Origin of the sequence: Oceanobacillus picturae (genome assembly GCF_000612865.1) — a bacterium.
Taxonomy (GTDB): domain Bacteria; phylum Bacillota; class Bacilli; order Bacillales; family Amphibacillaceae; genus Oceanobacillus_B; species Oceanobacillus_B jordanicus.
The window spans coordinates 1,852,800-1,867,116 of record NZ_CCAX010000001.1; the positions used below are offsets into that span (position 1 = coordinate 1,852,800).

Below are 14,317 nucleotides of genomic sequence, written 5' to 3' on the forward strand. Positions count from 1 at the left end.
CGCTCCTTACCCTATCCTTGTGATAACAGCTCTTTCAGTTGGACTGCTGCTTCACGCGGGCTTTTTGCCTTGGTAATCGCACTTCCAACAATGACAGTATTTGGTTTTCCTTCTATAATATCAGGTAATGTATCCGCATTAATTCCACCTGCTACTGTCACTTCGATATCATGGTCTTTCACTAGGGCAAACAGACCTGTATCAAAACTTCCCTCCTGTTGCTTATCCTTGCCGACATGTAAGCTTACTAAATCGACGCCTAAACCAACCAATTCTTCAACTCTTTCTGCTTTATCGACCTCTAGAAGGTCAATCATAATCCGACTTCCATGCTCTTTTGCTACGCGCAATGTATCGGTAATCGTAAGGTCGCCAGAAAATGCCATTACCGTCGTAATGTCTGCCCCTGCGTCAAACGCCTGTTTTGCCTCGTGTTTGCCCGCATCGCATGTTTTCATGTCTGCTACGATTGTTTTATCAGGATACCTTGCCCGTACCTGACGTACAATCTCCATCCCATATTCTTTAATAACCCCTGTGCCTACCTCAATAATATCAACTGACGCTTTTGTTTCTTCCAGTATTCGAAAACATTCCTCTCGGCTTAAACGATCCAGAGCAAGCTGTAGCTTCATCGTCCCCATCCTTTCTAGCGTTCAATCCGTTCAATTTCTCCCATTCTCGCTTGAACATCTTCATAATAAGGCAGCCCTTCATTATCCCCTTTCACACTAACGACCATCGAACCAATCGTTGCCGCAAAGGTAGCAATTTTCTCTAAAGGCCAATCTTGCAAGATTCCATAAAGCATCCCTGCATCAAAACCATCGCCCGCTCCAACGGTGTCCACTACTTTTGAAGCCTTAACTACCGGTGCGTGAATGAGTTCGCCATTGTGATAAACAACTGCACCTTTATCTCCCTGTTTTACCGCAATGTAGGAGATACCAAGTGTTTTCACCTTTTCAATAATCGCTTCTGGGTCATTCTCTCCCATGATGATTTCCATTTCTTCATCTCCTGCCAGAAGAATATCGACATGCGGCAGAATGGTTGAAAGTGTTTCCCGAGCTTCTTCTTTTGACCACATCCGTAAACGAATATTTGGATCAAATGAAACAAGTACATCGTGCTTCTTTGCTAACTCGATTGCCCGCTCAAAAATCGCCATATTCTTTGGATTTATTGCCGGAAAAATTCCTGTTAAATGGAGAACCCGTGCTGATTCAAAATAGCTTTCATCTAAATCTTCTGGTTCCATTTCTAGTACAGGTGATTTATCACGATAATAAAATGTCCGTACATTGCCATCCTCCATTACTTCTTTAAAGTTTAGAGAGGTTGGGTAGCCATCAACAAACCCGATCTGCGATACGTCGATGCCTTCTCCTCTGGCAAAATTGTAGATATATTTTCCAAACTCATCATTTCCGAGCTTGCTGATAAATCCTGTTTGGAGTCCAAGTCGGGAGCAGCCTATTGCTACGTTGAGCTCTGCCCCACCTATATTTTTTTCAAAGCCGTTCACAAATTTCATCGGTCCAGTGGAAGATGGATTGAATGCAATCATTGCTTCCCCGATTGTTATTACATCTTTTTTCATTATTTCTCCCCCTCATCTTACATTACGCTTTTGTTAGCACGTCCACCATCCCGGCATGGCCGACCATGACGACGTCCGCCATGTTAATAAAGAGTCCTGTCTCCACCACGCCGACCAATTTCTTCAGATTTTCATGTAGTTCGGCAGGCTTTTCAATGCTTTCAAAATCGCAATCTAATATATAATTCCCATTGTCTGAAATGAATGCTTCTCCGTTTTGTTCTCTTCGACGCGGGAGGCAGCCGTATTCCGCTATCCGTTTACTTGTCGTCTCCCAACCAAATGGTACGACTTCAACTGGCAAGGAGAACGTCCCTAAATAATCCACAACCTTTGTCTCATCAACGATAATGATCAGTCGCTTTGCTAAAATGTCGACGATTTTCTCCCGAACTAGTGAGCCACCGCCTCCCTTAAGCAAATTCAGATGTGGATCTACCTCGTCTGCCCCATCTATCGCGAGATCAATACCATCTACTGAAGAAAAATCTGCTAAAGGAATGCCTAGTTCTTTCGCTAGCTTTTCTGTTTTCTGTGAGGTGGGAATACCTACTATTTCAAGTCCGTCCTTTACCCGCTCTCCCAATGCCTGAAGCATCCAATATACTGTCGAGCCAGAACCAAGTCCCACTGTCATGCCATCCTTAATCTCATCCACCGCTTTTTCCGCTACTATTTTTTTATTTGAATCCAATATCATCTGCTCCTTTTGTTTATCGCTGTTTTACTATCTATCAAACTAATGTACCCTGTTATATGGCATATCAACCAGATCGTGCTTGTCCCAATCTCTCTAAACCAGTATCGAAAGTATTTTTAAAATAATGATGGATTAATGAGTTTTGGAATAAAGAATGCAATGTCTGGGAAGAACGCGATAAACACCAGCACGACAAGAACAATAGCAATATACGGTAAAACCGCGACGAAAGAGCGTTCAGTCGACATGTTTCCAATTTTCGCTGCCAGTAACAAACATAATCCATATGGCGGTGTGATGAGCCCGATAGCAAGCGTGATAACCACAATTAATCCTAAGTGAATTGGATCGATTCCAAACTCCACTGCTGTCGGTAGAATAACTGGAACAAACAGGATCATGGCAGGAATTGCATCCATAAACGTACCTACAAATAGGAAGAATGCAATAATGACAACGATAAATAGCCATTTCGCACCGATATTATCTGTGAAAAACTCCTGTGCCATTGTTCCGAGCTGATAGTAGCTCATTAACTCACCAAGAGCGCTTGCTGCAGCTAGTGCAAATAAGGAAAGCGAGCTTAATGCCAATGTATCCATCAGAATTTTTGGTAAATGCTTTAGCTTTAATGTTTTATAATAGAACATGCAGATGAAAAGCGTGTAAAGGGAAGCTACAGCTGCTGCCTCTGTTGCTGTGAAAAACCCGGAAATAATGCCACCAATGATAATGATTGGTGTAAAGAGTGCCGGGAGCGCTTCCAAAGCTAGCTTACCAAATGCCTTAAGTTCCGTTTTCTCTGCTTTCGGGTAATTACGTTTTACCGCAATAATGTAGATGAATACCATCATAGATAGACCGATTAAAATCCCTGGTATGATTCCTCCGAGAAAAAGCCCGCCAATCGAAGCATTTGTTAGCCCAGCGAATATGATCATCGGAATGCTAGGTGGAATGACCACTCCGACTGTAGAAGATGCAGCAGTAACGCCAACCGCAGTCTCCTTGTCATAGCCATTTTTCAACATACTTGGTATGAGGATTTTCCCTACACCTGCCGTATCAGCCTGGGATGCACCGGATACTCCAGCGAACATCATGGAGACCAAAATATTTGCGTGAGCAAGACCACCACGAACTCTTCCTACCATTGCAAGTGCAAGCTGAATTAATTTTTCCGAGATCTTTCCAGAATTCATTAAGTTCGCTGCCAAAATAAATAAAGGTACTGCGAGCAAGACGAAGGAGTCGAGTCCATTTACCATCTTCATCGCGACCGTTGCTTCAGGTGTATACGGAATACCGAAAATACCAATTAAGGCGACAATCCCGATAACAAAAGCGATTGGAACGCCAATCAACATCAGTACGATAAACATTCCCAATAAAAGAAATCCCATTATTCCGTTACCTCCTTCGCTTTCCATGCTTTCATATGTTCCATCAGATGGGTGATGGAATAAAGCAACATTGTCCCAGCCATGACCGGAATGGATAGCCAAACATATCCCATCTTCATCTCAGGAAGGGTAGCCCATGTGTAATTCCAAAACTCCATGACGATTTGGATGCCAAGCAGGAATATAACGACATGGAATCCAATTAAAACGAGGTCACTAATAATGCTTATAGAAAGTCGTTTCTTTCCTTTTAACTTTGTTCGCAGCATGTCAAAGTTAAAATGCTCTCTTCGGTTCACCATGACAGCTGCCCCCATAAATACTGCCCAGATAAACGTATAATTGGCCACCTCTTCCGTCCAGATGACAGATACGCCCATATACCTTGTTGCAATTTGTAGTAAGATCACAAGGAAAAACATGCATAAAAATACGATGCCTAATGTGATTTGTATTTTCTCCAGTGCCTGAACAAAACGTTTCATCTCCAAACCTCCCCACATTTACTCTGCAGCTCTAATTTGTTCTAACAGATCTTCTACCTCAATTTCTTTAGCAAATTCATCTATAATCGGTGTGGCGATATCAATAAATGGTTGTCTATCAATTTCATTCACCGTAGCGCCTTCCTCTATTGCCTTTTCTTTATAATCCACGTCCTGTTGATTTGTCGCTTCTCTTTCCGCCTTCACCGATGCTTCAGCGGCCTTCATAATAATATCCTGATGCTCTTGTGAGTAGTTATCAAATTTTTCTCCGTTAATTAATAAGAACCTTGTTGTAAAATCATGTGCTGTTTCCGTAATGAATTTCCCATTTGGTGTAGCATGGTGGGACTGCTGTACGAAGAATGGGTAGGCATTTTCCGAGCTATCTACTACATCCTGTTGTAACCCTTGGTATAGCTCTCCCCAAGAAATACTTGATGGGATTGCGCCAAGCTCTTTCCAGAAGTCCCCAATTACGCCAGATGTCTGTGTTCGAATCGAAACACCTTTTAGGTCTTCCGTAGATTCAATCGGTTTTTTCCCATAAAAATGTCTAACCCCAGCAGACCAATAGCCTAATAGTTTGAAAGAGTTATTGGACTTTTCATTAATTAGTTCACCCATTTGCTGACCAACTTCTCCATCCACCACGTTTAACCAATGATCATAATCCTTGAACAGATATGGAGCGGAAAATAGATCGACTTCTCTAATTCCCGTTTGTGTCATGAAACCAGGTGATGCGAGTACCACGTCAGCCGCACCTAGTTCTAATTTTTCTACAAGCTCTGACTCTTCGGTACCAATCGTTCCAGCATGCACCTCCACCTCAATCGTTCCGTTGGAAAGTTCTTCTGCTACTTCTTTGAATTTAAGCATGCCTGTTTGGTATGGGTTTTCTGGTGCTGTTTGGTTATGTGCTGCAATAATTTTTATTTTACCGTCTTCACTACCACTAGCCTCATTTGCACAGCCAGCCAATGTTAAAATGGCAGCGATTACAATTAAGATTAAAAAAGATCTCTTGTTTCGCATTCCATACACCCCTTGTTCATTTAGGGAGAATAGTGTCCACCTTCTGCATTCATGGCACCATTCTCCTGTAGGATTCATACTCTTTTTGCTGAAGAATTTTTAGAATTACGCGCATTCGCTCTTCTTTTAGCAAAATGTTAGCAACGTCTTTACAGCTTCTAGCTAAGATTCCTTACGTAAAACAAATGCTCTTGCCCGGTCCGTCAATTCCGTATAAGCTCCTTCATTTGTTAACGCTTTCGCATTAACTAAATTACTACCAATCCCCACGGCAGCACTTCCATTTGCTAGATATTCGTTCATATTGTCTAGGTTGATTCCCCCTGTTACCATTGCTTCCACATGTGGGAGAGGTCCGCGAATATTCTTTATATAACCAGGCCCGAAAGTATCTGCAGGGAAAATTTTCACCATGTTTGCCCCATGCTCATACGCTGTTTGAATTTCAGTAGGTGTTAACACACCTGGTATTGTTTCAATATGATAGCGATTCGTTAATTTCAATGTCTCTACATTTAATGTGGGAGAAACAATAAACTGTGCCCCTGCCATAATGACAGTTCGTGCTGTTTCCGGATCGAGAACGGTACCTGCACCGATGATCATATCATTTGGTCCTTCCTTTACAGCAACCTCGATAATGCGCTGTACATTCGGTGTCTCCGCAGTGATTTCTACCGCAAAAACCCCTCCAGCAGCTAAAGCATTAAGAATTGGAACGATATTTTGTTCATCCGCGTGACGAATAACCGCTACTATCTTATGTTGTTTGATTTGCTCTAAAATGTTCATACATTCATCCCTCTCTATTCCAAATTGGCGTGCACTTGATTAAGTTTCGTATTATCCTGGCCAGCAGGTTTGTTTTCTAGCAAATAGACGACAATGGCATCAAGCAATAAATGGGCAGACTGATCAAATTGACTACCAAGCGGTTGGATGGTAGCTGGTTCTTGAGGAAGCCGCTTCTTCGTTGCCGAAGGAATCGTTACAGTCACATCACTTAGCTTCCCTATTGCCGAATTCTTATTTGTCGTCACAAGGGCTACCTGTGCGCCTATTTCTTTTGCCTTTTCGCCATATTGCTTTAGGGAACCTGTAGATCCCGAGCCTGATATGAGCAACAGAAGATCATTTGTGGCAATACTTGGTGTGATTGTTTCGCCGACAACATAGATCGGGTATTCACTGTGCATCATGCGCATTGCAAACATTTTGCCAACTAGTCCAGAACGACCAGTACCTGCAACAAATATGCGATCAGCCTTTTCCAGTTTATCTGCTAATTCCTTTGTTTCTTCTGGACTTACATTCTCTAAAACTGTTTTTATTTCAGTACCAATCGTTTCGATTATATTTTTCATCCTAACCATCCTCCCAAAAGTTGTTAGCAAGAGTCTCGCTGCATTAATAGTGGTTCAAATCGATATATTTTTGTTTCCTTTTCCTGTGTTTTATTTTGAATCCGATTCAACAATAGCTCGGCCGTTTTTTTTCCCATTTCAAATGCAGGCTGCGCTATCGTAGTTAGTGATGGACTATAGAAGCTAGCGAATGTGACATCGTCAATACCAATCACGCCCAAATCATCAGGTATGCTCAACTTTTTTTCTTTTATATAATGAAGAATCTCAAAGAGCACACGGTCATTCACTGCTAAAATTGCGTCAGGCCTTTGTGGTTGCTGCAACAATTCATCAAGCTTTATTCTGATGTTTTCAATCTCCTCACTGACCAACAAATTCGGATCAAAGTTTTGATTATTGGCTTTTAAGGCCTGCTTGAATCCACTGACCCTTTCCAGTCTTGGGGTAACACTCTCTTCCAGTGGCGGGGTAACCATTCCAATTCGTTGGTACCCTTTTTCCACCAGCAGGTCAACCCCCATTCTGACAGCCTTTTCGTTATCCAGTAACACGGTGTTAACCTCAACTTCTGGGACCATTCTATCAACAAAAACGATGGGATAATTATCTTGCACAAGCTGCTGATATAATGCTAGATTTCCACCAGTCGGAAAAACAATAATGCCATCTACCTGTTTGGCACGCAGCATGTCCATATATTTTTTTTCTTTAATAGGATCGTCATCTGCATTACAGACGATAATATGAAAATTCGCTTCATTACAAAAGTCTTCAATAGCTCGAATAACCTGTGTAGAAAAAACGTGAAGAATGTTGGCAACGATAACGCCAATCGTGGTCGTTGATTTCTGCTTCAAGCTTCTGGCTATAATATTTGGACTATATCCTAATTCTGCTATGGCCTTTTCCACGCGTTCCTTTGTCTTCTCCCCCATGTAATCATAACGTTGATTCACATATTGAGAGACTGTACTCTTGGAAACACCTGCATGCTGAGCAACATCCGCCATCGTTATCGTTTTCATTTTTCATTCTCCTAATTGTTTAATATCTACTAAACCGGTTTACTAAATCGATTTAGGTTCAGTATAAAATAACTGTAAGCGTTTTACAAGCGTTTTTATGAAATTAATTTTTCGATGAGGATGGGAGGTTTACTTGTTGAGGATTGAATTAATCTATTAGCTTGTTAAACACAAAAAAGGAAGACCTTTTATTAAAATGGTCTCCCTTTCACTTACTTACTTAGTTAAAACGAGGGTATACGTCAGTACGCTTTGCCCATTCTTGCCAAATTTTTTTCATTTCTTCCACTAAATCTGGATAAGTATCTCGGAGGTTATGAAGCTCGGTTCGGTCGTTTTCGATATCGTATAGCTCCCAGTCCATTTCTTTAATCTTTGATAATTTCCACTTCCCTTTACGGATACCACAGTGTTGCTCATGCTCAAAGCAGAAGATCCGCTCCTCTGCTGCTTCACCATAAAATGCGGGCAACAAACTCTCACCTTCCATAGGGAGGATGTTATGGCTGTTGTACACTTGTGGGTAGGATGCTCCAGTAATATCTACAAATGTTGCCATAAAATCAATGAAATGTCCTGGTCGATGATCAATTTCACCATTACGAGTTACTTCTTGTGGCCAGTGTGCGATTAGCGGTGTACTGATGCCTCCTTCATGTCCATAATGTTTGTATAGACGAAGCGGTGTACTACATGCGTTGGCCCAACCTGATCCGTAACTGTGATAGGAATCTTGCTGCCCCATCCGATCCAAATCTTCTTTACGATGCAAGAAATTAGAGGTTGTAATCCAATCATCAAATCCCCATGGATCCCACTCTGCACAAGCTCCATTATCGGAACAAAATAATACAAGAGTGTTATCCAGTTCTCCCTTTTCCTTTAGATCGTCTATCACTCTTCCTATATTCTGATCCATTCGATCAATCATTGCTGCGTAGATTGCCATTCTTTTTGCCAAGTCCTTCTGTCTGTCCGGGTCTATGGCATCCCAGGCAGGATTGACTCCTTGAATTTCGCGGTCTCTATCCCAATACTCTGAACGTGGTGTCAATGCAGTATCCGAGGGAACAATTCCTAGCTTTTTCATCCTAGCTAGCCGGCTTTCTCGTATATGATCCCAGCCTTTTTCATATACCTGTTCATATTTCGCTATATCTTCCTTCGGTGCTTGTAAAGGAAAATGAGGAGCATTGTAAGATAAGTAAAGAAAATATGGCTTTTCATCCTGACGTGCTTCCTGAATAAAATCCAAAGCATGGTCTGTAATAGCATCGGTTGCATAAAATTCATCATCCGAATACTCTCGCTTGGCGCGTCCTTTTGGCAAACGGATGTAATCCGGTTGGTTCCAAAAACTAGTGAAGCCTCCGAACAAACCATAAAATTCATCAAACCCACGTTCAATCGGGCCTCTTTCTCCGACATGCCATTTCCCTGAAAGATACGTATGGTATCCACTGTCTTTTAATACTTCAGCAAGTGTGACACACTGATCCTTTAAATATCCACGGTAGCCTGGTGTTTCTCTGTCTTCATCCATTTCCCCAACACCCGCTTGATGTGGGTACAGGCCACTTAGCAGAGAGGCCCTGCTTGGGCAGCAGCGTGCCGAATTATAATATTGTGTAAAACGGAGCCCTCCGGTAGCCAACTGGTCGAGATTGGGTGTCTGAATCTCTCCGCCAAAACAACCAAGATCGGAAAATCCTAAATCATCAGCTAAAATCAGTACAATATTAGGTTTATTCTTTGTCATGCTACGTCCTCCCGTACCTATTATGTTGCATCATTTACTTGCTTGATTTTTTCCATGGCTATTTTCGGTTCCCTGTTTTCCTTTAGCAAGCCATTGATCTCCTGTTGAACATCGGTTGTTTGCGTATAACAGTAACCACTGATCTCTGGGATAGCTTTTATAGCATCGGTTGTTTCCTTATAGCGTTTCAAAAATTCTTCCTCAGTTGAGACTTGATTTCCGTATCCCCAACCACTTTCGTCCTTAAAAGCTATACCACCATATTCTGTTAACATGATGGGCTGCCCCTTGTATTGATACCCTTCAGCAAACGCGTAGCGATGATTGTTGTGTGGAATCTTGTTTTGTAGAATGGCATCCATATCTTTATATCTCTCATATAATGTCTTTCCTGACTCCTCATAGTCATGGAGAGCAATAATGTCAGAAACAGTGTGTTCCCAACCATCGTTCACGATTACCGGCCGCTCTGCGTCTAATGATTTAGTTAAATAATAGATGGACTCCGTAAATGCTTGTTGTTGTTTGTCTTTGAAGATATGCGGAACGCCCCATGACTCATTAAATGGCACCCAAGTTATGATGGAGGGATGATTATAATGTTGCTGCACAATATCCAGCCATTCCTTTGTAAAATTCTCTACCGCTTGATCGGAAAACTCATAGGTGGCAGCCATTTCTGACCACACGAGCAAACCTTTCTTATCACACCAATACAGGAATCGATCATCCTCAATCTTCTGGTGTTTGCGCACTCCGTTATATCCCATCGCAAGCGTCTTATCGATATCTTCAAGTATCGCTTCATCAGAAGGCGGGGTCAGCATAGTATCCGGCCAATACCCTTGATCAAGCAGTAACTTTTGATAGATTGGCACATTATTGAGCAAGACTTTACCGTCTTTAATGGATATCTTACGCATTCCAAAATAAGAATCTACTTCATCCTTTAACACGTCATCCACATATAAACGAAACTTAACATCATAAAGATTAGGGTGCTCTGGTGACCAATGCAGGACTTTCCACTCATGAATATCAGCCGCCAAATCTACTTCTAAGTGAAAAGTGCTTCGATCAAGAACCGTAGTAAACTGTTTGACTTGCTTCCCATTAAAGGAGATCACGGTTTCCAACCTGCTATTCCTTGGTAATTCTCCATGTAATGTATAATCAAATACTACAGAATTGGAATCGACTTTAGGTGTTATCTTCACATGGTCTAAGCTATTTTCTTCTAGAAATTCTAACCATACGGTTTGCCATATTCCTGTATTTTGCACATACCAACAACCAAAATTCTCATTGATCCACCTCTGTTTCCCCCTCGGTTGGACACAACTTTGACTATCTTCAACTTTAACAGTTAGTTCATTCTCGCTCGCACTGTCCACTGCTTTTGTAATATCAAAGGAAAAAGCGGCATTCCCTCCAGTATGCTGACCAATATAGGAACCATTTACCCAGACCTTCGTTATATAATCGGAAGCCTGAAATCGTAGAACCGTCCGTTTGCCTATTTCCTCTTCCGGAATCAAAAATGTGCGGCTATACCATACATAAGGATGGAAGGCCTCCTCTCCAATCCCACTTGCTTTTGTTTCATACGTAAATGGTACTATGATTTCCGAAGGGTAGGTGTATTGATCAAACCATCTTCCCTGCTCTCCTTTGTTTTCATCATCAAAAGCAAACTTCCATTTTCCATTTAGATTCATCCACGCATCCCTTTGAAACTGGGGACGGGGATATTCTGTTCGTTGATACGTTTTTCCTGCCTTCATCGTTGCTTCTTTCATTGTATACACGCTCCTCTTTTTAACCTTTTATTCCTGTAAAGCTAATCCCTTTAACAATTTGTTTTTCAAAAAGCAAAAATGCAATGATAACTGGAATCGAGGCAATTGCATTCGCCGTCATAGGTAAAACATATGCCTGTGAATAGGTAGAATTAAATACTGGTAATCCTACAGGCAATGTATATAACGTTTCAGATAATATGGAAAGGTAAGGCCATAGGAAGTTATTCCAAGAACCAATAAAGGTAAAGATACCAATCGCTGCAATTGCTGGTTTTGCCAATGGAAGGACAATTTTATAAAACAACTTAAAGTAAGAGCAGCCATCGATAATAGCACTTTCAATAATTTCTTTAGGCACATTATCAAAAAAACTCTTTAAAATGATTACGCCGAGCGGCGATGCAATCATTGGTAGAATCAGGCCACTATAGGAATCAATTAAGTTCATATTTTTTACTATTTCATAGAGAGGAATAATAGTAGCCTCTCCTGGTATCATCAGACCCAATAAAAAGAAAATAAAGATAAAATTCTTAAATCGGAACTTCATTTGCGAAATAGCAAACGCCGCTAGGGAGGTAATAATTAATGTTAGAATGGTTGTAACAAATGCTACAAAGAAACTATTAAACAACCAGCGCAGTATCAAACTATCCATAATAATCGTAATATAGTTTGAAATGGTATACGGTGGAAGAAACCATTCAATTGGTGTAGATGTAGAAAATCCATCCGGTTTTATCGAAACAAAGAGCATCCATATGATTGGCGCAATAAATAAAATGGAGACAACGATCCCTATCGTTATTTTCCCTTTAAGAAACGGATCTCGATTTCGATCAAGCGCTCTCCTGCTATTTGAGGTAGTCTTTGCAGCCATTTATTTTTCCTCCATTCTCTGGTTTTTTAATTGAATAACCGATAATATAAGCAGGATGAAAAACAGTGCATAAGACATGGTGGCCGCATATCCAAGGTTATTCTGTGTAAAACCTATTTCGTAGATATACTGAATTAGTGGTCGTGTTGCTCCACCTGGCCCTCCTCCGGTTATCAACAGAATTTGAGCAAATACTTTGTACGAGGCAAGGATTTGCAATAAGATTACTACCCGCCCAATTGGTATTAGTTGCGGTAAGGTAATATAGCGGAATTGCTTCCACCTTGATGCTCCATCAATTTCGCTTGCCTCATAGAGGGCATCTGGAATATCCTGCAGGCTGGTAAGGAACAAGATCATATTAAATCCAACAGACCACCAAAGTGTCACCACAACAATACTAACCCAAGCCAACCCTTTGTCCGCCATCCAAAATGGCTCGGCATTAAACCCTATACTCTGGAGTACGGTATTTACGAGACCGGTATATGGTTGCAGCATAAAGATCGCCAAAAAAGAAATGACGGCAACCGAGAGAATGCTCGGAATGAAAAAAGAGCCACGAAAAAATGTTCTAAGCTTCGTATTTAAATTAGCCAATAGGGACAATCCAAGCGCAAGAAGTACCATGGTAGGAGTTGTCAACATAACAAATAATGTCGTATTCCATAATGTCTGCCAAAAATTTGGATCTTGCACCATCTCCGCGTAATTTTCTAATCCAACAAACTCCATCTTTCGGACGAGATTCCAATCATAAAGACTCATTTCCAGTCCCTTGAAAATAGGGAAAATAGTAAAGATTAAGTAAGCAAGTAAAAACGGAAGCAAAAATGGTATCGCTTTCATATCCTGAATCCATACTTTTTTGTTCATAGCTAAACCCCCTCATTACACTTCATTTTTCCGAAATGATAATTGGAACGAGCGTGAAATTAATCGGCAATTAAATCTTTTACCTCAGTTTCAACAAGTTGGAATCCTTCTTCAGGTGTTACCTCTTTCGTCCAAATTAAATCTAGATTCCGAACCATGATGTCGTTAATTGCTCTTGCATAAATGGTCCGATCCATAAAATTAATGTAGTCCGCAGTCTGTGCGTAATCCTCTCGATAGGGCATCTCCTGAAATGCTTCGGACTCCACTACTGTATCCTTTGCGGGGATATGACCGGCCTTTGCCCAGATCGCACCTTCATCAGCTGCATAGTTCATAAACTCTAAAGCGCCCTTTTGTTTTACTGGGTCTGTCTCTTCATAGGAAGGAATCACAAGCGTATGGGAACCACCCCATGCTCCTTTCTCACCAAAGATATTTGGGAGTGGCATGGCAGTAATCTCCAAACCCTCTGTATTTTCCCACGTACCAGTTGACCAGACGCCTGTCGCAATCGTAGCAGCTTTGCCTGATTGAAAATCGCTATAAAAGTCAGCCAGATTTAATGGAATAACTTCATCTTCATACCAGAATTTAAGCATGTATTCTGCTGCCTCAATTGCTTTCTCTGTATCTAGAGCGTAAGTCGGATTTTCTAGATCTTCTGTCACGATATGTTCCCCGCCAAGCTGGCTATAGTACGACCACCAATGGCGAAAGCTATCCACCCCAGCTGTCACAAAGGCAAACGGGAACTTACCCTCAGGCAACTCATTTTTTAATGTATTAAAAAATTCTCGGTAACCAGAAGGTGTTTTGTCCATTTTCAAAGTCCCATCATCATTCAAAAGCCCCGCCTCTCCTACAAGCTCGTTGTTGATGTAGAAGATATGTGGATGTGTATCAATTGGAATTGCATAATGCTGGTTATCAAACATGGTACTTTCCAAAATATTTTTGTTATATTCACTCCAGTCAATCCCAACCTCTTCTGCCAAACTATCCAGCTTTTCCACCACATCCAGATTTACCAACTCTGGCAAGGTATGTGCATGTGACACAGCGATATCGGGCCCCTTCCCTGCACCAAGACTCGTTAGTAATTTTGTATAATATTCTTCATACTCCTGTTGGACGTTATTAATAAAATACGTATCTTGGCTGTTATTGTATTTATCTACAATTTCCTGCATGTATGCGGCATCTCCTCCGGCAAATAAATTCCACATCACAATTTCTGTAGCGCCCTCCGGAACGTCAGCGCTATTCCCACTTACGAGTCTATCTAGACCGGAGCAAGCGGTGATCATTAGTACCATTACGAAAAAACTCAACAATAGGAAAGTCTTTTTTATCATTAAATGCCCTCCTTTCATTAA

Annotated in this window: 14 protein-coding genes; all 14 read right to left on the reverse strand. The window is 41.3% G+C overall.

What is annotated here, in order from left to right; genetic code table 11:
* Nucleotides 1–11: 11 nt before the first annotated feature.
* Complete coding sequence (gene hxlA / locus BN988_RS09365; protein WP_036575539.1) at nucleotides 12–635, reverse strand: 3-hexulose-6-phosphate synthase; 624 nt, start codon at nucleotides 633–635, stop codon at nucleotides 12–14.
* 14 nt (nucleotides 636–649) lie between these two features.
* On the reverse strand, nucleotides 650–1,603 hold the full coding sequence (locus BN988_RS09370; RefSeq protein WP_036575541.1) for a sugar kinase: 954 nt from the start codon (nucleotides 1,601–1,603) through the stop codon (nucleotides 650–652).
* 22 nt (nucleotides 1,604–1,625) lie between these two features.
* Nucleotides 1,626–2,297: a ribose-5-phosphate isomerase RpiA gene (gene rpiA, locus BN988_RS09375; protein ID WP_390620575.1), complete on the reverse strand. Its 672-nt coding sequence runs from the start codon at nucleotides 2,295–2,297 to the stop codon at nucleotides 1,626–1,628.
* A gap of 122 nt (nucleotides 2,298–2,419) precedes the next feature.
* Nucleotides 2,420–3,706 (reverse strand): TRAP transporter large permease, encoded by a 1,287-nt coding sequence (locus tag BN988_RS09380; protein WP_036575547.1) that lies wholly within the window; start codon nucleotides 3,704–3,706, stop codon nucleotides 2,420–2,422.
* On the reverse strand, nucleotides 3,706–4,191 hold the full coding sequence (locus BN988_RS09385) for a TRAP transporter small permease (RefSeq protein WP_036575550.1): 486 nt from the start codon (nucleotides 4,189–4,191) through the stop codon (nucleotides 3,706–3,708). Before BN988_RS09385 ends, BN988_RS09380 begins: the two co-directional genes overlap by 1 nt.
* Before the next feature lie 18 nt (nucleotides 4,192–4,209).
* Nucleotides 4,210–5,229 (reverse strand): TRAP transporter substrate-binding protein, encoded by a 1,020-nt coding sequence (locus tag BN988_RS09390; protein WP_036575553.1) that lies wholly within the window; start codon nucleotides 5,227–5,229, stop codon nucleotides 4,210–4,212.
* Between the two features lie 162 nt (nucleotides 5,230–5,391).
* Nucleotides 5,392–6,021, reverse strand: a complete 630-nt coding sequence (locus tag BN988_RS09395) for a bifunctional 4-hydroxy-2-oxoglutarate aldolase/2-dehydro-3-deoxy-phosphogluconate aldolase (RefSeq protein WP_036575555.1) — start codon at nucleotides 6,019–6,021, stop codon at nucleotides 5,392–5,394.
* A gap of 14 nt (nucleotides 6,022–6,035) precedes the next feature.
* Entirely contained in the window at nucleotides 6,036–6,593 is a 558-nt protein-coding gene (hxlB, locus tag BN988_RS09400; RefSeq protein WP_036575557.1) for a 6-phospho-3-hexuloisomerase, read from the reverse strand.
* A 23-nt stretch (nucleotides 6,594–6,616) separates the two neighbouring features.
* Nucleotides 6,617–7,621, reverse strand: a complete 1,005-nt coding sequence (locus BN988_RS09405) for a LacI family DNA-binding transcriptional regulator (protein ID WP_036575559.1) — start codon at nucleotides 7,619–7,621, stop codon at nucleotides 6,617–6,619.
* A 220-nt stretch (nucleotides 7,622–7,841) separates the two neighbouring features.
* Nucleotides 7,842–9,380 (reverse strand): arylsulfatase, encoded by a 1,539-nt coding sequence (locus BN988_RS09410; RefSeq protein WP_051557780.1) that lies wholly within the window; start codon nucleotides 9,378–9,380, stop codon nucleotides 7,842–7,844.
* Nucleotides 9,381–9,400: 20 nt separating this feature from the next.
* Nucleotides 9,401–11,179 (reverse strand): glycoside hydrolase family 2 protein, encoded by a 1,779-nt coding sequence (locus BN988_RS09415; RefSeq protein WP_231495208.1) that lies wholly within the window; start codon nucleotides 11,177–11,179, stop codon nucleotides 9,401–9,403.
* Between the two features lie 19 nt (nucleotides 11,180–11,198).
* Nucleotides 11,199–12,062 (reverse strand): carbohydrate ABC transporter permease, encoded by an 864-nt coding sequence (locus BN988_RS09420; protein WP_036575560.1) that lies wholly within the window; start codon nucleotides 12,060–12,062, stop codon nucleotides 11,199–11,201.
* Nucleotides 12,063–12,938, reverse strand: a complete 876-nt coding sequence (locus BN988_RS09425) for a carbohydrate ABC transporter permease (protein WP_036575562.1) — start codon at nucleotides 12,936–12,938, stop codon at nucleotides 12,063–12,065.
* A 59-nt stretch (nucleotides 12,939–12,997) separates the two neighbouring features.
* Nucleotides 12,998–14,296, reverse strand: coding sequence for an extracellular solute-binding protein (locus tag BN988_RS09430; protein ID WP_036575564.1), 1,299 nt, complete (start codon nucleotides 14,294–14,296; stop codon nucleotides 12,998–13,000).
* Nucleotides 14,297–14,317: the final 21 nt, after the last annotated feature.